This window comes from Leclercia sp. LSNIH1 (assembly GCF_002902985.1).
Lineage (GTDB): Bacteria > Pseudomonadota > Gammaproteobacteria > Enterobacterales > Enterobacteriaceae > Enterobacter.
Window position 1 is genome coordinate 260,915 of the sequence record NZ_CP026171.1, and the last position, 23,773, is coordinate 284,687.

Annotated in this window: 20 protein-coding genes and 6 pseudogenes; 15 read left to right on the forward strand and 11 right to left on the reverse strand. The window is 51.0% G+C overall.

The window, feature by feature from the left end; translation table 11 throughout:
* Window positions 1-654 (forward strand): annotated as a pseudogene (locus C2U54_RS26650) (TIM barrel protein); the annotation flags it as partial.
* A 53-nt stretch (window positions 655-707) separates the two neighbouring features.
* Here the strand turns inward: C2U54_RS26650 and C2U54_RS26655 are convergent.
* On the reverse strand, window positions 708-1,412 hold the full coding sequence (locus tag C2U54_RS26655; protein ID WP_001067855.1) for an IS6-like element IS26 family transposase: 705 nt from the start codon (window positions 1,410-1,412) through the stop codon (window positions 708-710).
* Window positions 1,413-1,574: 162 nt separating this feature from the next.
* Here C2U54_RS26655 and C2U54_RS26665 point away from each other — a divergent pair, with 162 nt between their 5' ends.
* The 4 genes and pseudogenes from C2U54_RS26665 to C2U54_RS26680 all read left to right on the forward strand — a co-directional run bounded on the left by C2U54_RS26665 (window position 1,575) and on the right by C2U54_RS26680 (window position 5,891).
* Window positions 1,575-2,597: an IS110-like element IS5708 family transposase gene (locus tag C2U54_RS26665; RefSeq protein WP_040113331.1), complete on the forward strand. Its 1,023-nt coding sequence runs from the start codon at window positions 1,575-1,577 to the stop codon at window positions 2,595-2,597.
* 288 nt (window positions 2,598-2,885) lie between these two features.
* A pseudogene (locus C2U54_RS26670) lies at window positions 2,886-3,104 on the forward strand (glycerol dehydrogenase); the annotation flags it as partial.
* 328 nt (window positions 3,105-3,432) lie between these two features.
* Entirely contained in the window at window positions 3,433-4,824 is a 1,392-nt protein-coding gene (locus C2U54_RS26675; protein ID WP_023205627.1) for an NAD-dependent succinate-semialdehyde dehydrogenase, read from the forward strand.
* A 98-nt stretch (window positions 4,825-4,922) separates the two neighbouring features.
* Window positions 4,923-5,891, forward strand: coding sequence for an IS5 family transposase (locus tag C2U54_RS26680; protein ID WP_077255001.1), 969 nt, complete (start codon window positions 4,923-4,925; stop codon window positions 5,889-5,891).
* A 261-nt stretch (window positions 5,892-6,152) separates the two neighbouring features.
* Here C2U54_RS26680 and C2U54_RS26690 read toward each other — a convergent pair whose 3' ends face one another.
* On the reverse strand, window positions 6,153-6,950 hold the full coding sequence (locus C2U54_RS26690; protein ID WP_040113342.1) for a (S)-acetoin forming diacetyl reductase: 798 nt from the start codon (window positions 6,948-6,950) through the stop codon (window positions 6,153-6,155).
* A gap of 161 nt (window positions 6,951-7,111) precedes the next feature.
* Between C2U54_RS26690 and C2U54_RS26695 the strand changes: the two genes are divergently transcribed.
* Window positions 7,112-8,080 (forward strand): IS5 family transposase, encoded by a 969-nt coding sequence (locus C2U54_RS26695; protein WP_000654811.1) that lies wholly within the window; start codon window positions 7,112-7,114, stop codon window positions 8,078-8,080.
* 203 nt (window positions 8,081-8,283) lie between these two features.
* Window positions 8,284-9,213, forward strand: coding sequence for an Rpn family recombination-promoting nuclease/putative transposase (locus tag C2U54_RS26700; protein ID WP_040113343.1), 930 nt, complete (start codon window positions 8,284-8,286; stop codon window positions 9,211-9,213).
* On the opposite strand, the pseudogene C2U54_RS27920 reads toward C2U54_RS26700, so the two are convergent.
* Window positions 9,210-9,442 (reverse strand): annotated as a pseudogene (locus tag C2U54_RS27920) (DUF2913 family protein); the annotation flags it as partial. The gene C2U54_RS26700 and the pseudogene C2U54_RS27920 sit on opposite strands and share 4 nt — an antisense overlap.
* Window positions 9,443-9,602: 160 nt before the next feature.
* On the opposite strand from C2U54_RS27920, the gene C2U54_RS26715 reads away from it, so the two are divergent.
* Window positions 9,603-10,300, forward strand: a protein-coding gene (locus C2U54_RS26715) for an IS1 family transposase (RefSeq protein WP_223852547.1) whose coding sequence is annotated in 2 segments (ribosomal slippage) — window positions 9,603-9,852 and window positions 9,852-10,300 — 699 coding nt in all. Because the reading frame shifts where the segments join, the coding sequence is not laid out codon by codon here.
* 212 nt (window positions 10,301-10,512) lie between these two features.
* Here the strand turns inward: C2U54_RS26715 and C2U54_RS26720 are convergent.
* The 7 genes and pseudogenes from C2U54_RS26720 to C2U54_RS27410 form a co-directional block, all read right to left on the reverse strand.
* Window positions 10,513-11,514 (reverse strand): NAD(P)H-quinone oxidoreductase, encoded by a 1,002-nt coding sequence (locus C2U54_RS26720; protein ID WP_000903281.1) that lies wholly within the window; start codon window positions 11,512-11,514, stop codon window positions 10,513-10,515.
* Between the two features lie 124 nt (window positions 11,515-11,638).
* Window positions 11,639-12,115, reverse strand: a pseudogene (locus C2U54_RS26725) (IS3 family transposase); the annotation flags it as partial.
* Window positions 12,116-12,195: 80 nt separating this feature from the next.
* Entirely contained in the window at window positions 12,196-13,704 is a 1,509-nt protein-coding gene (gene ltrA / locus C2U54_RS26730) for a group II intron reverse transcriptase/maturase (protein ID WP_139156384.1), read from the reverse strand.
* A gap of 672 nt (window positions 13,705-14,376) precedes the next feature.
* Window positions 14,377-14,805 (reverse strand): annotated as a pseudogene (locus tag C2U54_RS26740) (IS3 family transposase); the annotation flags it as partial.
* 9 nt (window positions 14,806-14,814) lie between these two features.
* The gene (locus tag C2U54_RS26745) at window positions 14,815-15,966 is read right to left on the reverse strand and encodes an IS30-like element IS30 family transposase (protein WP_001254932.1); all 1,152 of its coding nucleotides are present in this window, start codon (window positions 15,964-15,966) and stop codon (window positions 14,815-14,817) included.
* A 64-nt stretch (window positions 15,967-16,030) separates the two neighbouring features.
* Window positions 16,031-16,279 (reverse strand): annotated as a pseudogene (locus C2U54_RS26750) (transposase); the annotation flags it as partial.
* A gap of 60 nt (window positions 16,280-16,339) precedes the next feature.
* On the reverse strand, window positions 16,340-16,492 hold the full coding sequence (locus tag C2U54_RS27410; protein WP_139156019.1) for a tRNA (adenosine(37)-N6)-threonylcarbamoyltransferase complex ATPase subunit type 1 TsaE: 153 nt from the start codon (window positions 16,490-16,492) through the stop codon (window positions 16,340-16,342).
* A gap of 858 nt (window positions 16,493-17,350) precedes the next feature.
* On the opposite strand from C2U54_RS27410, the gene C2U54_RS26755 reads away from it, so the two are divergent.
* Both C2U54_RS26755 and acuR read left to right on the forward strand, forming a co-directional pair.
* A complete protein-coding gene (locus C2U54_RS26755) occupies window positions 17,351-17,647 on the forward strand; it encodes a helix-turn-helix transcriptional regulator (RefSeq protein WP_017384073.1) in 297 nt (98 codons plus the stop codon).
* A gap of 423 nt (window positions 17,648-18,070) precedes the next feature.
* Complete coding sequence (gene acuR, locus C2U54_RS26760) at window positions 18,071-18,727, forward strand: acrylate utilization transcriptional regulator AcuR (RefSeq protein WP_023280966.1); 657 nt, start codon at window positions 18,071-18,073, stop codon at window positions 18,725-18,727.
* 62 nt (window positions 18,728-18,789) lie between these two features.
* Here acuR and acuI read toward each other — a convergent pair whose 3' ends face one another.
* Entirely contained in the window at window positions 18,790-19,773 is a 984-nt protein-coding gene (gene acuI / locus C2U54_RS26765; protein WP_023280857.1) for an acrylyl-CoA reductase (NADPH), read from the reverse strand.
* 400 nt (window positions 19,774-20,173) lie between these two features.
* Here acuI and C2U54_RS26775 point away from each other — a divergent pair.
* The 5 genes from C2U54_RS26775 to fghA all read left to right on the forward strand — a co-directional run bounded on the left by C2U54_RS26775 (window position 20,174) and on the right by fghA (window position 23,747).
* Window positions 20,174-20,871 (forward strand): IS1 family transposase gene (locus C2U54_RS26775; protein WP_223195083.1). Its coding sequence is split into 2 segments (ribosomal slippage): window positions 20,174-20,423 and window positions 20,423-20,871, totalling 699 coding nucleotides; the frame shifts between segments, so codons are not numbered across the junction.
* Between the two features lie 113 nt (window positions 20,872-20,984).
* A complete protein-coding gene (frmR, locus tag C2U54_RS26780) occupies window positions 20,985-21,260 on the forward strand; it encodes a formaldehyde-responsive transcriptional repressor FrmR (protein WP_017384071.1) in 276 nt (91 codons plus the stop codon).
* Between the two features lie 34 nt (window positions 21,261-21,294).
* Window positions 21,295-22,404, forward strand: coding sequence for an S-(hydroxymethyl)glutathione dehydrogenase (gene frmA, locus C2U54_RS26785; protein ID WP_017384070.1), 1,110 nt, complete (start codon window positions 21,295-21,297; stop codon window positions 22,402-22,404).
* A 43-nt stretch (window positions 22,405-22,447) separates the two neighbouring features.
* A complete protein-coding gene (locus C2U54_RS26790; RefSeq protein WP_012561111.1) occupies window positions 22,448-22,846 on the forward strand; it encodes a VOC family protein in 399 nt (132 codons plus the stop codon).
* 64 nt (window positions 22,847-22,910) lie between these two features.
* Window positions 22,911-23,747 carry an S-formylglutathione hydrolase gene (gene fghA / locus C2U54_RS26795; RefSeq protein ID WP_012561110.1) on the forward strand — a complete coding sequence of 279 codons (837 nt, stop codon included), beginning with the start codon at window positions 22,911-22,913 and terminating at the stop codon, window positions 23,745-23,747.
* Window positions 23,748-23,773 lie beyond the last annotated feature (26 nt).

Sequence of the window (23,773 nt, forward strand, 5' to 3'; positions counted from 1 at the left end):
ATGCCAAAATTCGCTGCAAATTTATCCATGCTGTTTACCGAACTGCCGTTCCTGGAACGCTTTGCCGCCGCTGCCCGGGCGGGATTTGAAGCCGTTGAGTTTCTGTTTCCCTATGAGTATGCCGCCGGGGAAATCAGACAGCGCCTGCAGGAGAACCAGCTGCAGCTGGTGCTGTTCAATACCCCACCCGGCGACGTCAACGCCGGAGAATGGGGGCTCGCCGCCATCCCCGGGAGAAGCGCGGAGGCCCGACGCGATATTGAGCTGGCGCTGGAGTATGCCTGCCAGCTCGGTTGCCCGCAGGTGCATATCATGGCCGGCGTGGTGCCGCCGGGAGCGGATCGCGCAGCCTGCGAGGCCGTGCTTATCGATAATCTGCGCTACGCGGCGGAGTGCTTTGCCCGCCACGACAAGCGGATACTCATCGAAGCGCTGAATCCGCAGACCAAACCGGGCTATCTCTACCACAGTCAATATCAGACGCTGGCGATGGTGAAACGGGTCGACAGGCCGAACCTGGCGGTGCAGTTAGATCTGTTTCACGCGCAGAAGGTGGACGGCAATTTAAGCCATCTTATTACCGAATATGCCGGCCAGTATCGCCATATTCAGATTGCCTCCCTGCCCGACCGTCATGAACCGGATGAGGGCGAAAGGCACTGTTGCAAAGTTAGCGATGAGGCAGCCTTTTGTCTTATTCAAAGGCCTTACATTTCAAAAACTCTGCTTACCAGGCGCATTTCGCCCAGGGGATCACCATAATAAAATGCTGAGGCCTGGCCTTTGCGTAGTGCACGCATCACCTCAATACCTTTGATGGTGGCGTAAGCCGTCTTCATGGATTTAAATCCCAGCGTGGCGCCGATTATCCGTTTCAGTTTGCCATGATCGCATTCAATCACGTTGTTCCGGTACTTAATCTGTCGGTGTTCAACGTCAGACGGGCACCGGCCTTCGCGTTTGAGCAGAGCAAGCGCGCGACCATAGGCGGGCGCTTTATCCGTGTTGATGAATCGCGGGATCTGCCACTTCTTCACGTTGTTGAGGATTTTACCCAGAAACCGGTATGCAGCTTTGCTGTTACGACGGGAGGAGAGATAAAAATCGACAGTGCGGCCCCGGCTGTCGACGGCCCGGTACAGATACGCCCAGCGGCCATTGACCTTCACGTAGGTTTCATCCATGTGCCACGGGCAAAGATCGGAAGGGTTACGCCAGTACCAGCGCAGCCGTTTTTCCATTTCAGGCGCATAACGCTGAACCCAGCGGTAAATCGTGGAGTGATCGACATTCACTCCGCGTTCAGCCAGCATCTCCTGCAGCTCACGGTAACTGATGCCGTATTTGCAGTACCAGCGTACGGCCCACAGAATGATGTCACGCTGAAAATGCCGGCCTTTGAATGGGTTCATGTGCAGCTCCATCAGCAAAAGGGGATGATAAGTTTATCACCACCGACTATTTGCAACAGTGCCGCTTAAAACGCTTAACGAATGGAAGGGACTTCCCCTGGATATGCGCCTGATTAACTTTCGTGCAATCATAGGATAAACATTGACCCAGAGGGATTCGTTATGACCATCACCACTGTCGGTATCGATCTTGCTAAAAATGTGTTTGCTGTTCACTGCATTGACCAAAATGGTAAAGCTGTTCTGGTTAAACCCAAGGTGTCGCGTGCAGCACTTTCTGAACTCATCGCAGGTTTACCTCCCTGTGTCATTGGAATGGAAGCCTGCTCGGGTGCCCACTATTGGGCAAGATTATTCAGGCAGTATGGCCATGATGTCCGGTTGATGGCTCCGAAATTTGTCTCACCCTATCGCATGGCGGGTAAGACCGGGAAAAATGATGCAGCTGATGCAATAGCTATTTGTGAGGCAGTGCAGCGGCCGCATATGCGCTTTGTACCAGTCAAAGACGAAAGCCAGCAGGCAATGCAATGCTTACATCGGACAAGACAGGGATTTATCCAGGAAAGAACAGCAACGTATAACCGTCTTCGGGGCCTGATATCTGAATTCGGGGTTATTGCCCCACAAAGCACTGATGCTCTGCGTCATGTTGTTTCTGACCAGAAGGAAACTCTGCCAGTACAGGTTAGGCTGTACATTGATGATCTATTGACACATGTCACTAATATTGAAGAGAAAATCGCCGAATATGACAGGGTATTATCTCGTGTGGCCAAAACAGATCATCGCAGCCAGCAGTTAATGGAACTGAAAGGTGTTGGGCCCACCACAGCGAGTGCGCTGGTCGCCAGTATTGGCAATGCCCATGATTTTAAGAACGGGCGCCAACTGGCAGCCTGGTTGGGGCTAACGCCATCACAATACAGTAGTGGCGGAAAATCAAAGCTTGGCAGGATAACAAAAGCGGGTGATGCCTATCTGCGAACCCTACTGGTCCAGGGAGCCCGTTCTGTAATGGTAGGGGCAGAGAATAGAACGGACCCGTTTAGCCGTTGGGTCTGCTCGTTGATTGGTAGGCGGGGATACTGGCGTGCTGTCGTTGCAATCGCCGCCAAGAATGCGAGGTTGTGCTGGGCATCATTACATTACGGCGATGACTTCAGACTGTATTCAACAACATGAAAAATTTAACTGAGTAGTAACTGAACTGTAAATTGTTGATGGTAAAGGGTTAGACCCCCGTGAGAAGTATCTGCATATCCTACTGGATATCACTATCCGATTAACGAAGGAGGATCTCACGAGCGTCTTTCATCAGGGTCCGAATCACTAGCGATTCAGCATGACCGTTTATAGTAGCGCAGTCTTATCCCTTGCCTTTCATTGATGAACAGACAGAAATTAAAAACCGGCGTTGACTGTTCGGGGAAGCCCTTATAGTACAATAATTCTCTATATCCAAACTGACCCCATGTTGTCCGCATCATTAAAACCGCGGGTTTGCCGCTGACTCTGGCAGATATGGGGCTGAAACAATTCCGTGAGGAGGAGTGGCGTAAAGTTGCCGAAATCGCCTGCGCCGAAGGCGATACCATGGGCAATATGCCTATGGCGGTCAGTGCCGATGATGTCTATCAGGCAATGATCGCAGCCAATGCCATGGCCGAACGCTATAGCCACCAGAACTGACAAGATACAAAGGATGCAACCTCTCTCCCGAAAGCGAGGGGTTGCATCTTCCCTTGCGCAAGATCAAAACGATAAGTTACATTTTTGTTGGTCAATGCTGTTTTTAAGTTTTTTAAAAACAAAGAATTAACAAAAAAGGATTAAAAATCACCGAGACGGCTGCCGCGATCAAGATCACACAAATGTCGCCATTTAAAGCGTAGAAAGGTTTGAGCTTTTTCTTGCCACTCGCCTCTGGGGGGCAAAACCCACGATAACTTCAAACATTTTCACCCGATGCCAGGAGTTGGCATCAATACCCTATTACTTGCAACGCTGGGAGGAACACATGACATATGCAACGATCAATCCCTTCACGGGAGAGCTCATCAAAGAATTTCCCAATGCCACTGATGCCGAAGTCACAGAGGCAATTGAATCGGCCCACCAGGCCTTTTTGAGTTGGCGCAATACCTCTTTTGCCAACAAGGCTGAAATACTCAATCGGGCTGCAGCCCTGCTCAGAGACAGCAAGCGCCGCTATGCAGAGCTGCTGACCCTAGAGATGGGTAAAGTCATTGGAGAGGCCGAGGCCGAAGTAGAACTGTCGGCGCAGATCCTCGAATACTATGCCGAGCATGCCGAGAGACTGCTGGCACCGCAGAAACTGCCTGTGGCCGATCCCGCCGAAGGGGAAGCGCTGCTGGTCAATGAACCTCTTGGGGTCTTGCTGGCCATTGAACCCTGGAACTTCCCCTATTACCAGATAGCCAGGATCTTGGCTCCGCAACTTTCTGCCGGCAACACCCTGCTGCTGAAACACGCTTCCAATGTGCCTCAGTGCGCCGCCGCTTTTGAGAGCCTGATGCGGGATGCCGGACTGCCACAGGGCGCCTTCCAGAACCTGTATGCTACCCGGGATCAAGTCGAGCAGATCATCAACTCACCCAAGGTACATGGCGTGGCTCTGACCGGCTCTGAAGGTGCAGGCGCCGTTATTGCCTCTCAGGCCGGTAAGGCGCTGAAAAAATCCACTCTGGAGCTGGGCGGCTCTGACGCCTTTATCGTGCTGGAAGATGCCGAGCTTGAGAAAACCATAGATTGGGCGGTATTCGGCCGTCACTGGAATGCCGGTCAGGTATGTGTTTCATCCAAACGGATGATCCTGGTGGAAGCCATTTATGACAAGTTTATGGAAGGCTATACCAAAGGCGTAGCCGCGCTTAAAGCCGGTGACCCTATGGATCCGAACACGACTCTGGCGCCCCTGTCTTCCCAGGGTGCTGCCGATGAAGTGAAGCAGAAAATTCGTGAAGCGGTTGAGCATGGTGCCACAGCTACCGAAGTTGGTCCCAAAGTGCCGGAGCAAGGCGCTTTTGTACAGCCGACCATACTTACCAATGTGACCCCGGACAACCCGGCTTACTATTGGGAGTTCTTCGGCCCTGTCTCCATGATCCTCAAGGCAAAGGATGAACAGGAAGCGATTGCCATTGCCAACGATTCGCCCTTCGGCCTCGGTGGCTCTGTGTTCACCGCCGATGAACAGCGCGGTCTGGCGGTAGCCAAGCAAGTCTCTACCGGGATGATGTTCGTCAACCACCCCACCATGGTTAAGGCTGATTTGCCCTTTGGCGGCATCCGCCGCTCCGGCTATGGTCGTGAACTGATCGACTTAGGCCTGAAAGAGTTCGTCAACCACAAGTTGATCAACGTGGTGGATATCAACGCTCCCTTCTGATCGCGCTTGAAGCATATTTAGTTCGATAAAGACCCGAGCACCTGGCCGGGTCTTTTATCGCCACAGGGCTTTGTTGAATAAATCGAACTTTTGCTGAGTTGAAGGATCAGATCACGCATCCTCCCGACAACACAGACCATTCCGTGGCAAAGCAAAAGTTCAGAATCACCAACTGGTCCACCTACAACAAAGCTCTCATCAACCGTGGCTCCCTCACTTTCTGGCTGGATGATGAGGCGATTCAGGCCTGGTATGAGTCGGCAACGCCTTCATCACGAGGAAGGCCCCAGCGCTATTCTGATCTCGCCATCACCACCGTTCTGGTGATTAAACGCGTATTCCGGCTGACCCTGCGGGCTGCGCAGGGTTTTATTGATTCCATTTTTGCCCTGATGAACGTTCCGTTGCGCTGCCCGGATTACACCAGTGTCAGTAAGCGGGCAAAGTCGGTTAATGTCAGTTTCAAAACGTCCACCCGGGGTGAAATCGCACACCTGGTGATTGATTCCACCGGGCTGAAGGTCTTTGGTGAAGGCGAATGGAAAGTCAGAAAGCACGGCAAAGAGCGCCGTCGTATCTGGCGAAAGTTGCATCTTGCTGTTGACAGCAACACACATGAAGTTGTCTGTGCAGACCTGTCGCTGAATAACGTCACGGACTCAGAAGCCTTCCCGGGCCTTATCCGGCAGACTCACAGAAAAATCAGGGCAGCCGCGGCAGACGGGGCTTACGATACCCGGCTCTGTCACGATGAACTGCGCCGCAAAAAAATCAGCACGCTTATTCCTCCCCGAAAAGGAGCAGGTTACTGGCCCGGTGAGTACGCAGACCGCAACCGTGCCGTTGCTAATCAGCGGCTGAGCGGAAGCAATGCACGGTGGAAATGGACAACGGAATATAACCGTCGCTCGATAGCGGAAACGGCAATGTACAGAATGAAGCAGTTGTTGGGAGATTCACTGACGCTGCGTGACTACGATGGTCAGGTAGCGGAAGCTATGGCCATGGTGCGTGCGTTGAACAGGATGACAAAGGCTGGGATGCCAGAAAGCGTGCGTATTGCCTGAAAATCCAGCCAGCTACAGGGTCGTTCGCAAGAAATCTTATTTATTCAACAAAGCCGCACTGGAACTGACAGAAGAACAAAGGCGTTTTCTGAATAGTATGCTCGATGAGGCTGAGGATTGTTCTGGGGATGAGCAGTAATTGTCAGTGTACTTTTATAAAAACACTCCTCTGGTTTCTGAAGTCTGTACTGACCGAAAGAGTAAGTGTGCTTCTAAAAGCACACTATGATATTCCAATCAACCAGGGCGTATAGATGCTGATCAGTTAAATACCATCCCACCATCAATAATGAGTGCCTGACCTGTCATATAATCTGAATCCACACCGGCCAGATAGGAAACACATGCCGCAACATCCTCTGATTCAGAAATGCGTCCGAGGGCAACATTTTTCGCCCACTGCTGAAGGCCCCATTCCAGAGACTGGCCATTTTCATCTGCGACTTTTTGTGCGATACCATTCATCATAGGGGTGCGAACAATTCCCGGGCAATACGCGTTCACAGTAATCCCAAATTTCGCCAGATCTTTTGCAGCTGTCTGAGTTATACCGCGAACAGCAAACTTTGTAGCGCCGTAGACGGCCAGATCAGGGTTACCCACTTGGCCTGCCTGCGATGAGGCGTTGATTATCTTACCGATAATGTCCCCCGTTTTTGCCGGAGTACGCTGCTTAAAGTACTTCACAGCGGCCTGAATACCCCAGTACACACCTCCTACGTTAACATCAAAGACTTTACGGTAAATTTCTGGAGTAATTTCCTCAATTGGTGTCGTTGGGCCAAGACCGGCATTATTAACCATAACATCCAGGCGGCCAAACTTTGCAACGACTTTATCCACTGCTGCAAAAACTTGTTCGCGATCTGCGACATCCGCAGCTACTGCCAGTGCCTCGCCACCCATTTCTTCAATAAGCCTCACCGTTTCATGTGCCGTTTCGCCATTGAAGTCCAGACTACCGATACGAAATCCATCTTTCGCCAGACGGAGAGCGATTGCTTTACCAATTCCCTGCCCCGCACCAGTAACAACAGCTACTTTATGTTCTGTACTCATCGTTTCTCTCTTTGAACTCGTTTCAGATATACCGAATTCATAGTAGTCCAATATCACTATATGCACATTAGCTTTTATTATCAGTGCACAGTTTTTTTCGATTAGAAACATATCACCTAATATATACATGGCTTTGTTGAATAAATCGAACTTTTGCTGAGTTGAAGGATCAGATCACGCATCCTCCCGACAACACAGACCATTCCGTGGCAAAGCAAAAGTTCAGAATCACCAACTGGTCCACCTACAACAAAGCTCTCATCAACCGTGGCTCCCTCACTTTCTGGCTGGATGATGAGGCGATTCAGGCCTGGTATGAGTCGGCAACGCCTTCATCACGAGGAAGGCCCCAGCGCTATTCTGATCTCGCCATCACCACCGTTCTGGTGATTAAACGCGTATTCCGGCTGACCCTGCGGGCTGCGCAGGGTTTTATTGATTCCATTTTTGCCCTGATGAACGTTCCGTTGCGCTGCCCGGATTACACCAGTGTCAGTAAGCGGGCAAAGTCGGTTAATGTCAGTTTCAAAACGTCCACCCGGGGTGAAATCGCACACCTGGTGATTGATTCCACCGGGCTGAAGGTCTTTGGTGAAGGCGAATGGAAAGTCAGAAAGCACGGCAAAGAGCGCCGTCGTATCTGGCGAAAGTTGCATCTTGCTGTTGACAGCAACACACATGAAGTTGTCTGTGCAGACCTGTCGCTGAATAACGTCACGGACTCAGAAGCCTTCCCGGGCCTTATCCGGCAGACTCACAGAAAAATCAGGGCAGCCGCGGCAGACGGGGCTTACGATACCCGGCTCTGTCACGATGAACTGCGCCGCAAAAAAATCAGCGCGCTTATTCCTCCCCGAAAAGGAGCAGGTTACTGGCCCGGTGAGTACGCAGACCGCAACCGTGCCGTTGCTAATCAGCGGCTGAGCGGAAGCAATGCACGGTGGAAATGGACAACGGAATATAACCGTCGCTCGATAGCGGAAACGGCAATGTACAGAATGAAGCAGTTGTTGGGAGATTCACTGACGCTGCGTGACTACGATGGTCAGGTAGCGGAAGCTATGGCCATGGTGCGTGCGTTGAACAGGATGACAAAGGCTGGGATGCCAGAAAGCGTGCGTATTGCCTGAAAATCCAGCCAGCTACAGGGTCGTTCGCAAGAAATCTTATTTATTCAACAAAGCCTAATTGATGATGAGTAAAGATGGTTTAGGGAGGGGACCGAACCACCCCGGAACGGCCCCCTGAAGGAATGGCAATTCCGTTCACCGCCAATATTAGCTTTTTCCAGGCTGTGATAACATCTCCGGGTCATTTTTCAGAGCCAGGGCAGATGAAGAAGAAAAACAGCACACCCACTCCTCACGATGCCACGTTCAGGCAGTTCCTGACGCAACCGGATATTGCCCGGGATTTCATGGAAATCCACCTGCCTGCAGAGCTGCGAGCAGTCTGCGATCTCAGCACGCTGAAACTGGAATCAGGCTCGTTCGTTGAGGATGATCTCCGCCAGTATTTCAGCGACGTCCTCTATAGCCTGAAAACTACAGCCGGCGACGGCTATATTCATGTTCTGGTCGAGCACCAGTCAACGCCGGACAAACATATGGCTTTCCGCCTCATACGCTATGCGGTAGCCGCCATGCAGCGCCACCTGGAGGCAGGGCATAAAAAACTGCCACTGGTGATACCGGTGCTGTTCTATACGGGTAAGCGCAGCCCGTATCCGTACTCTACTCGTTGGCTGGATGAATTTGACGCTCCCGAGCTGGCAGGCAAACTCTACAGCAACGCTTTCCCGCTGGTAGACGTTACGATCATTCCGGATGATGAAATCGCTGGCCATCGCAGCATGGCCGCCCTGACTTTACTGCAAAAGCATATTCACCAGCGGGACCTGGCAGAACTGGTCGACCGGCTGGCACCCATCTTGCTGGCGGGATACTTGTCTTCATCGCAGGTGATATCGCTGGTACACTATATAGTGCAGGCAGGCGAAACATCCGACGCCGAAGCCTTTGTACGCGAACTGGCACAGCGTGTGCCGCAACACGGAGACGCACTTATGACCATCGCACAACAGCTTGAACAGAAGGGCATCGAGAAGGGGATTCAGCTCGGTGAACAACGCGGCATTGAAAAAGGCGAGCGCGAAGCCACCCTTAAAATTGCACGAACCATGCTCCAGAACGGCATTGACCGCAATACCGTCATAAAAATGACTGGTCTGACTGAAGACGACCTGGCGCAGATCCGCCACTAATCACCCTTTCCTGGCACTCCCTGTCTGGTCATCAGCGAATACTGGTGGGGCAGGGAGTCACCAGACTCAAGTTCAGCCAGCCACAGCGATTAAACAGCTTCATCACCTCGCCACATTCCCCCGTCAGACACGCTGTCAACGGATTTATCTGTAAAGCGACATAGAGATTGGCTCGTAAGAGATAAATGCCGTTCACACCCGCACTGAGCGCCACAGCATTCCGACCGGCCCCCAGTTAGCAGCTTCTCAGTCGGGCACAATCCAGTAAAAAAGCGATGAGTCATCGATGGAGATACAGGCTAGAAAAGTGCGGTTCTGGCTTGTTCATATCCCGGGTGATGCTGCCAACTTACTGATTTAGTGTATGATGGTGTTTTTGAGGTGCTCCAGTGGCTTCTGTTTCTATCAGCTGTCCCTCCTGTTCAGCTACTGACGGGGTGGTGCGTAACGGCAAAAGCACCGCCGGACATCAGCGCTATCTCTGCTCTCACTGCCGTAAAACATGGCAACTGCAGTTCACTTACACCGCTTCTCAACCCGGTACGCACCAGAAAATCATTGATATGGCCATGAATGGCGTTGGATGCCGGGCAACCGCCCGCATTATGGGCGTTGGCCTCAACACGATTTTCCGCCATTTAAAAAACTCAGGCCGCAGTCGGTAACCTCGCGCATACAGCCGGGCAGTGACGTCATCGTCTGCGCGGAAATGGACGAACAGTGGGGATACGTCGGGGCTAAATCGCGCCAGCGCTGGCTGTTTTACGCGTATGACAGGCTCCGGAAGACGGTTGTGGCGCACGTATTCGGTGAACGCACTCTGGCCACACTGGAGCGTCTTCTGAGCCTGCTGTCGGCCTTTGAGGTCGTGGTATGGATGACGGATGGCTGGCCGCTGTATGAATCCCGCCTGAAGGGAAAGCTGCACGTAATCAGCAAGCGATATACGCAGCGAATTGAGCGGCATAACCTGAATCTGAGGCAGCACCTGGCACGGCTGGGACGGAAGTCGCTGTCGTTCTCAAAATCGGTGGAGCTGCATGACAAAGTCATCGGGCATTATCTGAACATAAAACACCATCAATAAGTTGGAGTCATTACCGCGAATGTGTTAGACTGTGTCCACCATAGAAAAGCCAGAAAACGAAATCAGATATTTTAGTCGCCACATATCGTGTCCTGTGATATTTGATTACTATCACCCGATAAGCGTATTAATAAATGCTGGCTCAACATTGGTGGATATTTAAATGGTCATATTCCTGATGACCTAACGTGGGAGTTGTGTCGGGCTTAAAGCTAATTCACCGTAAGAACAATTTTCCCAACATGCTTGCCGGACTCCATCAATGCATGCGCGCGTGCTGCTTCGCGTAACGGGAATGTGCTGTGAATCATGGGATGGCAACGACCTGCATTGAGAATCGGCCAGATATTTTTAAGCAAGTCGTTGGCAATTTCGGCTTTTTCGACCGAAGTTCGTGCTCGCATCGTTGAACCCGTGACAACCGCTCGCTTCAACGCGAGTTCTTGCAGATCCACTTGTTCTGCGAAAGCTCCGCCAAGGAAGCCAATGATTACCAGCCGGCCATCCATTCCTAAACTCCTCATATTTCGGGAGAAATAGGATGCACCCATTATATCGAGAATGATATCAACGCCACGGCCATCCGTTTGCTTCAAAATGAAATCAGAAAAATCAGTTGTCCGGTAGTTGACTGGCGTAGCGCCAAGCTCTGCGATCACATCGCATTTATCATCTGATCCAGCCGTCGCATATGCCTCGATACCGATTTCGCGGCATAGCATCAACGCGGTTGTGCCGATACCACTTGTTCCCCCATGAATCAGAACACTCTGACCCTGTGTTGCGCCACCAATCTTGAACAAGTTTGCCCAGACGGTGAACAGAGTCTCAGGAAGTGCCGCCGCTGCTATCATTGACATGCTGTCTGGCACCGGCAGTGTCTGGCTTTCCGGCACGATGCAATACTCACCATAACCACCGCCATTCGTCAGAGCACAGACTCGGTCACCAATCTTTACGCCCGTGACGCCTTCACCAATTGATGAAACCGTTCCAGCGACCTCAAGACCAGGAATAGGGGTTACGTCGTCAGGCATAGGGTAATGACCCTGGCGTTGAATGACGTCAGGACGATTAACACCTGCGGCCTTGACGCGAACCAAAATTTCCCCAGCCTTTGGCACCGGAATCGTTGTCTGAACGGGCGTTAAAACCTCTGGCCCGCCAGGCTCAGAGATTTCAATGACAGTCATTTTATTCGCAGTATGTAACATGAACGTAAGTCCTTATGATTTTGTTTTTCGTTGAATTTCCCAACTACACTGTGTCTCATCACTAGCCACTTTTCTGTACGTTGCAGCACGTACCCTCTTCTAGGGGTGAATCGCCACGGATAATCTAGACACTTCCGAGCCGTTGATAATACTGGTTTTCATATTCTGTCGGTGACATCTGATCGCTAGAACCATGCCGACGCTTACTGTTATAAAACATTTCGATGTAATCAAAAATATCGCTGCGGGCTTCTTCCCGCGTTCCGTAGATCTTTTTCTTTATCCGTTCGCGTTTCAACAACTGGAAAAAGCTTTCTGCAACCGCATTATCATGGCAGTTACCGCGACGGCTCATGCTGCCCTCCAGGCCGTGTGATTTCAGGAACGACTGCCACTCATGGCTTGTGTACTGACTGCCCTGATCCGAATGAACCAGCACCTGTTTTTGGGGATTACGCCGCCATACAGCCATCAGCAGTGCGTTCAGGACAATGTCCTTTGTCATCCGGGATTGCATGGACCAGCCGATAATTTTGCGTGAGAACAGATCAACAACCACGGCAAGATACAGCCAGCCTTCGTGGGTCCTGAGTAGAGTAAGAGGCAGGGCGTAGTCGGACTATTTCCCTGCCTCTCCTCCCCGAACCGGACGTGCACCTTTCAGCGCATCCGGCTCTCCATTTAAATGCTGGCGAACGCCATTGCCACTTCTGTAAAGCGCGATGTATACGTGTTTCTGGTCTCCGTCCTCAGATAGGGATTACCTTCGGGTAGCCGCCAGCGGAACAGCTTCTTGCCTTGCCCCACCAACCGGTACAGTATTTCGCCGCTGAGCTTGCCGTGATTGGTTTTACCAAATAAAACCCACGTTTTGCTCTGACCCGGTTTCGGTGATTTACACCACCACCTCATCAGGGAAGCGATACCTGTAAGGTATTTGCGGGCCAGCCAGTGAGCCAGCTTCCAGAACACGACACGGTCGATATAACTGAAGACTTTGGCCTTAAAATCAACGAACTGATAGAACATGGCCCAGCCTTTCAGTTTTCGGTTGAGTTGTTCAGCCATATCGACTTTGCTTTCACTGTAGTTGCCTGATAACAGTGCTGTCAGCGATGCGGCGAAGTTTCTGGCTTTCTCCTGCGGGATCGTTGAGACCACTCGCATCTCGCCATAACGACTGCGTTTGCGAATGATCCTGTGCCCCAGAAAGATAAAGCCGTCATTAACATGGGTGATTTTAGTCTTATCCATGTTCAGCCTGAGTTTCAGACTGCCTTCGAGCACACCCCGACACTCCTCCCTGATGGCTTCCGCCTGTGCTTTGGTGCCTTTGACGATGAGGACAAAATCATCGGCATAGCGGCAGTACGCCACCGCGGGTTTCCACTGCCAGTTTTCTCTGACCGCCGTACTTCGGCCCCGTTGGATACTGTTATTCCAGTACCACCGATCTTTTCTGGCTTTCCCGCTCAGGTAGCGCTCATGCAGGTATTGATCGAACTCATTCAGCATGATGTTCGATAATAGCGGCGATATAACACCGCCCTGTGGTACACCTTCACTGGCCGCCCGAAAGAGACCGACATCGATATGTCCCGCCTTGATGGTTTTCCACAGCAGAGTCATGAAACGTGCGTCACTGATCCTGCGGCGTACAGCCTTCATCAGCAGTCGATGATGTACGGTGTCGAAGTAACTGGACAGGTCGCCTTCAATCACCCAGCGTCCCCGGGTTTCACCACAGTCTGTGAGCTGTAATTTCACCGTGCGGATCGCGTGGTGGACACTGCGCTCAGGCCGGAAGCCATATGAGAGCGTATGAAAATCACTCTCCCATATCGGCTCCATCGCCATCAGCATGGCCCGCTGAACAATACGATCCCGCAACGCGGGGATACCCAGTGGTCGCAGTTTGCCGTTGCTTTTAGGGATGTAAACCCGTCTGGCGGGCAAGGGCTGGTAGTGGCCTGAGAGTAATTCATCCCTGAGGATTTGCAGCTCAACAGCCAGTCTGGCCTGTAGCATTGTTTTGTTCACGCCATCAACGCCGGGGGTATGGGCCCCCTTTGATGAAAGCGTGATCCGCGCCGCTTCAGCCAGCCATTCTGGTTGTGTTATCAGACGCAGCAGCCGTTGAATCCGTAGGGACGGATCGGTGGCTGCCCATGTGGCAAGCTTGCGTTGCATTTCGCTGATTATCAAAGGTCTTCACCTCGTTAGGTCAGTTAATTCACGTCGCAAACACATTCAAACTGCTTCCCTTCGCCATGTAATGGGCTTTCCCCATCGCGGACTACTACGGAAGCTCCGCCAGCCAGCGCGTCATCGGAGCCATGCCCCCTTAACATCCGTCGCTGACCTTCCCCGGTTTACCTGCCTGGACTCAGGCATACTGAGGAGGCTGCCCGTCGCACTCTTTATCCTTGCTTGCCGCAAGTTGGCAGAAGTCAGCAACGCAAGCGTGATAGACGCTGCTGCCCCGGTGTTTCGCATACATGTCAAAACACCTTCGACCGGCAGTGCTTACGTATCACTGCCAGTTCCTCCTGCACGGCCTGTCAGATCACGTAGGCCGTGGTGACGTTTTCAACCCACAGAGGCGGATTAACGGGTTCATGTTCTTCAGCCTTTCAGTACTTAACCTTGAGGATCATCTCGGCTTAGTGATCTCGCCTCAATCCCCGTTGTCAGCGGGTTACATCACCCTGCGGGCATGCCGCAGGTCACTGCCGCTCAGGTTCTCCACCGTCACACCCGGTGGGATTGTTGGGTTTCTCATCGTGAGTTACCGGTTCAATATTCCAGACAGACTCGCGGTTCATTTAAGCATCCATGCCCGCCCTGAACTCCGGGCACACTGTAGGTTATGTCCGTTACCCAACGCTCATCCGGAGCATCCGGATTGAACTGTCGCTGGAGCCTGTTGGGCGACACGATACTGGCCTCGCCTTTACGTGCCCGCGGGCTCCGGTATCCGACCTGAGCCTTTATCCCGACACGTTTCATCAGTCGCCAGACCCGGTTCACTCCGCACTGTTGCCCGCTGTCCCGCAGATCCAGATGGATTTTGCGATAACCATAAACGCATCCCGATTCCAGCCAGAACTGTTTAATCTGTCCTGTCAGTCTCAGGTCTGCCTGATGGCGTTGTGAATGCGGCTGCTGAAGCCAGGCGTAAAAACCACTGGGATGAACATCCAGCACCCGACAGAGCAGGCGAACAGGCCAGCAACAGGTGTTGTCACGGATAAAGGCGTACCTCAGTCGGACAGCTTTGCGAAGTACGCCGCTGTAGATTCAATCTGTCAATGCAACACCCCTTTCAATTATCTCTTTCGGTGTTTTGAACTTCAGTGTCTTTCTCGGTCTGTTGTTTAGCTGAGCAGCAACCAGATCTAGTTCATGTTGAGTATATTGGGCAAGACATGTCTTTTTAGGAAAATACTGCCGAATTAGCCCATTTGTGTTCTCATTTGTTCCCCGCTGCCAAGGACTCTGAGGATCGCAGAAGTAAACTTTAACGCCGGTGCTGACAGTAAATTCTAGATGTCTGGCCAGTTCCATTCCTCTGTCCCATGTCAGTGATTTTCTGAGTTCTGACGGTAAACTCAGGAATTTGTCGGTAAGAGCCTGATTTACTGAGACAGAATCTTTGCCCCTGAGTCTAAGGATGATCGTATAACGTGATTTTCGGTCTACAAGTGTGGCTATATGGGAGTTTTTTGTACCTGAGACTAAATCGCCCTCCCAATGCCCCAGAGAGCGTCTGTTATCGATATTTCGGGAACGTTCGTGAATTGGTGTTCCGTTCACTATGTTAATCGTACCTCTTTCGCCTTTGCGGGTATGACGCCTGCCATGGCGAAGGCTATGCGACCGTCGCAGATGCTGTATATTCAGGTGGTGTAGCGCTTCACGGCTACGAAAGTACAGCGTTTTATAAATTGTCTCAGGTGATATTCGCAGCGTTTTTTGACGTGGTTTTGTTCGCCTTAACCATCCTGATATTTGCTCTGGAGACCATTTCATCTCCAGCTTTTCCAGAACAAGCTTTCGCAATGGTAAATTTTGATCCAGTAAGCACGGTTTTGGCCTTTTCGCCATTCTGTTGGCTCGGTTATTAGCATCAACAGCTTTGTAATAGCGTCTGCCCCGATTACGCTGAACTTCACGTGAGATCGTCGAAGGACTGCGATTCAGCGCAGTAGCTATCGCACGAATGCTCATTTTGGCTGACAAACCAGCTCGTATCTCCTCGCGCTCAGACAGTGTCAGGTGAGCTACAGCCCGCTTACGCTCATGGGGTTTTATGCCGCCAGTATCCCTTAACATAGTGAAGATCGTTCCGGGTTTTGAACCCAGGATATTCGCTATTTCACTGAAGCCTGTTCCGTTCTTCCATAGTTCAAAAACAGAGGCTTTTTCCTCTGCTGTAAATGTTCGTCTCATTCAAAAAACCTCCGCAACCCCATGTTTTCACATAACTGTTGCGTTGACCAATTGAATCTACAGCGGCTTTTTTTAATATGTCCCGTTCGTCGGTAACCCGCTTCAGCTCTTTCTGGAGACGGCGGATCTCGGCCTGAGCATCTGACTGTTCTTTATTAGTGGAAGGATCCGGACCGTACTTCTTTATCCAGGCGTAAAGGCTGTGGGTGGTGATATCGAGACGTGTTGCAACGCTGGCAACAGAATAACCGCGATCAACAACCTGTTTGACTGCTTCAGTTTTAAACTCTTCGGGATAACGCTTACCGCTCATGGGCACCTCTCTTTAAGCCATCTTAAATGACTCTGAGGTGTCTGTTAAACCTGTGGCGATTCACTTACCTGAACCCAGCTCACCTTCCAGACCAATAATATTGACATCAGGTGTCCTGATGATCTGAGCCACATTCTCTGCAACTTTTTCATGACTGCTGCCTCTAAACATATCCTGGTCAGCGGGTGATTCCGTCTGCAATCGTAGAGTCATTCAGCAATTTCCTTCGTTATAACGTAAGATTCTTTCACTATTAGACACAGTACAGAGCCCACAGCAACCAAATGACTGCAGCCGGGGCAGTTTAGTTTTAAGCATGCATAAGCCGATTTCGATGGAATCCCTTTCACACAATAATATTGAATTGAAGCAATGAAAACATTAATGTGTTTGTTGTGACTAGCTGCAGGGGCCTGGAAGAAATTCCAAAGCCTGACAAACCGGAACAGGGCTTGCTCTGCTCCGGTTTTATCCAGTTCATCTTGAAGCCCTTGTTTTTGTTACATATCCCTGCTCACTCTTTCAGCCATTGTTAAGCTTCTTGTGTGTAATCTGCGAATAATACGGATGCAAAATTGATGCAATGGATTATACATACCTACAGCGCACGTTACGCTGAGCTGAATCGAATTTCAGAGAACGTTCTTCGCTATTACCCTGCCCAGCCAGTTGAACACATTTTATCATCCGGCCCCGAGAGTGACATGTTCTCTGCCTGGTACAGCCTTCATCAGAGTCAAACTAGACGTTATTTACAGGCAAAAGAAGACAGCTACAGAGTTTAAGTCTGACATTATTCGTGGCTGTGTCTGCCTTCGGAGTTTTCAGCTTATCCCGATAACAGCGGTTTTGAAAAATTGACGTTTTTTACACCGGTACATTGCCCGAACGCAATCTCCCCCGTAGCGAAATACCGCCCCGCAGAAAATCGTCCATGCTCGGCATGCCCCTGGAACATCAGCATCTTTTCAATAAAGGTTTTACAGCCTATAGTCTGTATAACACAAAATACACCTTACCTGCTGTATTACAGGGCGGTACTCCCTACTCAGTCTGCGAGGCAGGTCACTTATGAATAATCAGTTCCCGATAAAAACGCTGAACCAGCTCAGACCTGTGCTAATCGGGTTTCGCAAAATCAAGGGCTTCACGCAAAAAGATGTGTCTGAGAGGCTTGGCGTAACGCAGCAAACCTATGCCCGCCTGGAAGCAAACCCTGCTAGCGCCAGTATTGATCGTCTGTACAAGGTATTCAGTATTCTGGGCGTAGAAATAACGCTGTCATCTATTTCCCCTTCACCCTTCATTTCCCACACAGAGATGAGGGGGGCATTTGACAGCACTCCCGCCAGACGGGAGAAATGGTGACTATTAGAAGTTTGCTAGTTTTGTCGAATGACGCCAACTACATGTCCGCATCCATCGAGTAGTGGCTTCAAGCCACGATTGTCACTGCCTCCGCTGCCTTTTTCCAGTAACTCTCTCCTTTTAATTCTAATATTTAGGGGTGTCAACGCAAAGCAGAAACGGCACCTTCTTTGCGAGACAGAAATGACCTGTGATTGCCTGGCCGATTTATGGCAGCTAAGTGCGAGAAGCGGATATAGCGAATTCGCCATTGTACGGGATTAGCAGGTTTACTGAAGCAACCTGCGATGGCGTTATGGCAATAGTCAGTCCCCTGTCCAGTCGGCATAGGTGGCCACCTCGTCACCGCCGGGGATAAACTGATTGAAGCCTCCGCGCAAAATCACTTATTCTTTTCCGTTAATAAAATGCAGGAGCAAAGTCATGACTGGCGAAATTCGTGGGCGAGGCAGGCCACGAAAAACAGAGAGTACCTATACAGATACCCGTAATGACCTGATCCGAAGCGGGCTTGAACTGCTCACGCAGAATGGTTTTCTTTCAACGGGAGTCGATGCCATTGTCAAAAATGCCAGTGTTCCTAAAGGCTCATTTTATTACTATTTCAAGAGCAAAGAAGAGTATGCCCAGACTGTTCTGAGCGCCTATGACAGTTTCTTTGTGCATAAACTCCAAAAACATCTGTATGAATCATCCTTCACACCAATGATGCGTCTGGAAAATTTCATCGACGATGCCTGCGACGGCATTAAAAAGTACAATTTCACCCGGGGCTGTCTGGTTGGCAATATGATGCAGGAGAGTCCGGGTCTTCCACTGTCCTTTATCAAACAGCTCCACGAAATACTTGAGCGCTGGCAGGCGCTTGTGGCGTGCTGTCTGTCCGACGCGTTATCTTCGGGCGAAATCCGTTCCGATATGAATAATACGCAACTGGCGGCCATTTTCTGGAGCAGTTGGGAGGGTGCCGTAATGCGTGCCAAACTTTATTGCTCAACCCAGCCTGTGTACGACTTCTGGAGCTATTTCAAAAAGTCAGTACGCTATCAGCCCTCTAAGGACACGGCTGTTGAAAAGTAAAAAAGGGGCCGCAGCCCCTGATAATAATTATCAAACCCAGGCTGAGCCTGGCTTCCACTTCATTAGCTACACTGAATTACTGCCCGGCCACGAATTCCGCCACTCAGAAGTTTTTCGGCCACATTGATGGCATCACTCAGCGGATAAACGGTGGTCAGGCTATCCAGTCTGGACTCCGGTAAATACTGTACCGCCTGCTGCCAGATCGCCGCTCTTTTTTCCTTCGCGAACATGACACTGTCAATCCCTTTCAGCGTGACGCCACGCAGGATAAACGGAGCCACATTCCCCATTAGTTCCATCCCCTGTGCCATGCCGCAGGCTGCAACAATACTGCCATAACGCACCCCGGCGCATACATTGCAGAGCGTATGGCTACCGACTGTATCAATGGCGGCAGCCCAGCGTTCTTTCTGTAACGGTTTTCCGGGACAGGAGAGCTCGGAACGGTTAATAATCTCGTCCACACCGACCGTTTTATAGAGCCAGGCAGCCTCTTCCGGGCGTCCAGTAGACGCCGTAACGCGGTACCCCATTGATGCAAGGATCATGGCCGCAATGCTCCCGACGCCGCCGCTGGCACCGGTAACAAGTACCGGACCATCTTCAGGCTTAATACCATGATTCAGAAGTGCGTCTACGCACAGCATCGCGGTAAACCCAGCTGTTCCGATTGCCATTACGTGTTTGCCGTTAGCGCCAGCCGGGAGCGGCGTCAGCCAGTCTCCATTTACCCGTGCTTTTTCGGATAGTCCGCCCCAGTGTTTTTCCCCAACACCCCAGCCGGTCAGGAGAACCTTATCTCCGGCCTGATATTCGGGATGTGAACTGGCGGACACTGTACCGGTAAAATCAATGCCGGGCACCATGGGAAAGCGTCGGACGATTGGGCCCCGGCCCGTAATGGCCAGTGCGTCTTTGTAGTTGATGGATGAATAGTCAACATTGACCTCCACATCCCCCTGCGGTAGTTCACTTTCAGCGATTTCAGCAAGTTGCGCACTATAGCGTCCATCTGTTTTGTTGATTAATAAAGATTTAAACACGTTCACCTCGTTTGTCCGGGCGTTTACCGTTCAGTCATTAAGTCGTCAATAAATAATATTGACCGATCGTCTAATAATCAACACTACTATCCCAGTGCTTTGCCAGCATTCAAGAAACATTATTCATTTCATGCACTTAAAGCTGTCTTTTTTGACCGACATCAAACTGTATTCTGGTTTATCTGGTGCAGAGGGAAAATCAGCATCCCTGAAGATACATAGCTAATGCTTCAGAACACGGCTGATGATGCGATAAAACAACCAGGCTTTAATGAGTTAGTCTGAGCGGACCTTCGGCTCAGTAAATAGGTCCGCTCCGTGCCAAGAGCAGACGCTGGTAATTCGGGTAATGGTGCCAACTTACTGATTTAGTGTATGATGGTGTTTTTGAGGTGCTCCAGTGGCTTCTGTTTCTATCAGCTGTCCCTCCTGTTCAGCTACTGAAGGCGTGGTGCGTAACGGTAAAAGTACTGCCGGACATCAGCGCTATCTCTGCTCTCACTGCCGTAAAACATGGCAGCTACAGTTCACTTACACCGTCTCTCAGCCCGGTACACACCAGAAAATTATTGATATGGCCATGAATGGCGTCGGATGTCGCGCCAGTGCACGCATTATGGGCGTTGGCCTCAACACGATTTTACGACACTTAAAAAACTCAGGCCGCAGTCGGTAAACTCACGCATACAACCGGGCAGTGACGTCATTGTTTGCGCGGAAATGGACGAACAGTGGGGTTACGTCGGCGCTAAATCACGCCAGCGCTGGTTGTTTTACGCGTATGACAGGATACGGAGGACGGTTGTGGCGCACGTATTCGGTGAACGCACGTTGGTCACGCTGGAGCGTCTTCTGGGCCTGCTGTCGGCCTTTGAGGTCGTGGTATGGATGACGGATGGCTGGCCGCTTTATGAATCACGCCTGAAGGGAGAACTGCACGTTATCAGCAAGCGATATACGCAGCGCATTGAGCGGCATAACCTGAATCTGAGGCAGCATCTGGCAAGGCTGGGCAGGAAGTCACTGTCGTTCTCAAAATCGGTGGAGCTGCATGACAAAGTCATCGGGCATTATCTGAACATAAAACACTATCAGTAAGTTGGAGTCATTACCGGTGCTCTGATATATTTATTATACTATAGTGGGGTATGTGTTGATCTTAATGTAATACTCCCCTATAGTATAAGAAATACAGAGCAGTGAGGTAAGCAATGCCCAGTACTCCTGAAGAGAAAAAAAAGGTCCTAACCCGGGTTCGCCGTATCCGGGGTCAGATTGATGCTCTGGAAAGAGCACTTGAAAGTGGCGCTGAATGCCGTTCCGTTCTCCAGCAAATCGCCGCCGTCCGGGGCGCCGCTAACGGACTGATGGCAGAGGTGCTGGAGAGCCACATACGGGAAACCTTTGACCAGAATGACAGCTACAGTCATGAAGTCAGTAAATCAGTTGACGATACGATTGAGCTGGTTCGTGCCTATCTTAAATAGGTGAGGCCATTATTACATTGAGGATATATTACGTATGAAATCACGTGCCGCTGTTGCATTTGCACCAGGGAAGCCCCTGGAGATTGTTGAAATTGATGTTGCTCCGCCTAAAAAAGGCGAGGTGCTGATTAAAAACACCCACACAGGTGTCTGCCATACCGATGCCTTTACCCTCTCAGGGAATGACCCTGAGGGCGTTTTCCCGGTGGTTCTCGGCCACGAGGGAGCCGGTATCGTCGTTGAAGTTGGTGAAGGCGTCACCAGTGTGAAGCCGGGTGACCATGTTATTCCGCTCTACACCGCTGAATGCGGGGAGTGTGAATTCTGCCAGTCCGGTAAAACGAACCTCTGTGTATCGGTTCGCGAGACTCAGGGCAAAGGACTGATGCCTGACGGGACCACTCGCTTTTCATACAACGGTCAGCCTCTTTACCACTACATGGGATGTTCCACATTCAGTGAATACACCGTTGTGGCCGAGGTTTCTCTGGCAAAAATTAACCCGGAGGCGAACCATGAACACGTCTGCCTGTTGGGTTGTGGCGTGACTACCGGTATTGGCGCCGTCCATAACACGGCTAAAGTGCAGCCGGGCGATTCAGTTGCCATTTTTGGTCTGGGGGCAATTGGTCTGGCTGCGGTACAGGGGGCCCGTCAGGCAAAAGCGGGACGTATTATCGCTATCGATACTAATCCGACAAAATTTGACCTGGCCCGTCAGTTCGGGGCCACTGACTGCATTAACCCGAATGATTATGACAAACCGATTAAAGATGTTCTGCTGGATATCAACAAGTGGGGTATTGACCATACCTTTGAATGTATCGGTAACGTTAACGTCATGCGTGCAGCGCTGGAAAGTGCTCACCGTGGGTGGGGGCAGTCCGTTGTCATTGGTGTCGCAGGGGCCGGACAGGAGATTTCCACCCGTCCTTTCCAGCTGGTCACCGGGCGCGTATGGAAAGGTTCCGCGTTTGGCGGAGTAAAAGGCCGCACTCAGCTCCCCGGTATGGTCGAGGATGCCATGAAGGGGGATATTGACCTTGAGCCATTTGTAACCCATACGATGACACTGGATGAAATCAATGACGCCTTCGAGCTTATGCATGAAGGCAAATCTATCCGGACAGTGATTCATTACTGATCCCATCAGAATTTTAATCAACTCAAACTGAAGGAAGTGGAAAATGACAACTCCGGTAATTTCTGGTGACGGCATCTTTTCTCATGTGTTCATTGGCGCAGCCGATGTCGAGAAATCCTCCGCATTTTACGATGTCGTCCTGGGCACGCTTGGTATCAATAACCTCGGCCCGTTTGGCAACGGCTGGGTACTCTATGGCCGCGAAAAGCCGGCATTTATCATTGCCCGTCCGGGCAACGGTGAAGCACCTTCCGCTAACGGGGTGACTGTCGGCTTCGCTGCTGCCACCCCGGAAGAGGTTGATGCTTTCCATGCTGCCGGCCTTGCCGCCGGTGGAGCTGATGAAGGTCAACCTGGCCCGCGTGGTCACCTTCCCGGGGCCTATGCTGCCTACCTGCGGGATCCGGCGGGTAACAAAATCACGGCGTATACGTTTATCTGACGTCCGGATTTAAAGATACTTCCCCTGGCTTCGGTCAGGGGAAATAACCATGAGATAACGGCTGATGGAACTCATTGAGCAGCATGCCAGCTCTGGCGGCTGGCAAAACGTGTACCGGCATTATTCACAATCCCTTAATTGTGAAATGAATTTCGGTGTGTATCTTCCTCCCAAAGCAGTAACAGAAAAACTGCCGGTACTATACTGGTTGTCGGGCCTGACCTGTACTGAGCAGAATTTCATCACCAAATCAGGTATGCAGCATTATGCAGCCCGGCATAACGTCATCGTTGTTGTCCCGGATACCAGTCCCCGGGGTAATAATGTCCCGGATGCCGACAGTTACGATCTTGGCCAGGGGGCCGGTTTTTATCTGAACGCGACGGAACAGCCGTGGAATGTTCATTACAGGATGTATGACTATATTCTCAGAGAGCTTCCGGATGTCGTCATGAATCATTTTCCTGCAACGGCAAGAAAATCTATATCCGGTCATTCTATGGGAGGGCTGGGTGCTCTGGTGCTGGCTCTGCGAAATCCTGGTGAATATGTGAGCGTATCAGCATTTTCCCCGATAGTATCGCCTTCTCAGGTGCCATGGGGGCAACAGGCATTTAGCGCTTACCTGGGTGAAAACAGAAAAACGTGGGAAGCCTACGATCCAGTCAGCCTCATTTTACAGGGTGAAAAATTACCAGAAATCTTCATTGATCAGGGGCTGAGTGACGCCTTTTATGAAGAGCAACTGCGCACCAAAATCCTTGAGAGAGTATGCAATGAGATGAACCTCAATGCGTCGTTCCGATATCATACTGGATACGACCACAGCTATTATTTCATTTCCAGCTTTATTGGTGAGCACATTGCTTACCATGCCAACAGGCTCAGGCTGTCAGCATGAGTTGATTTCCAGCCTCAGAAAATGTG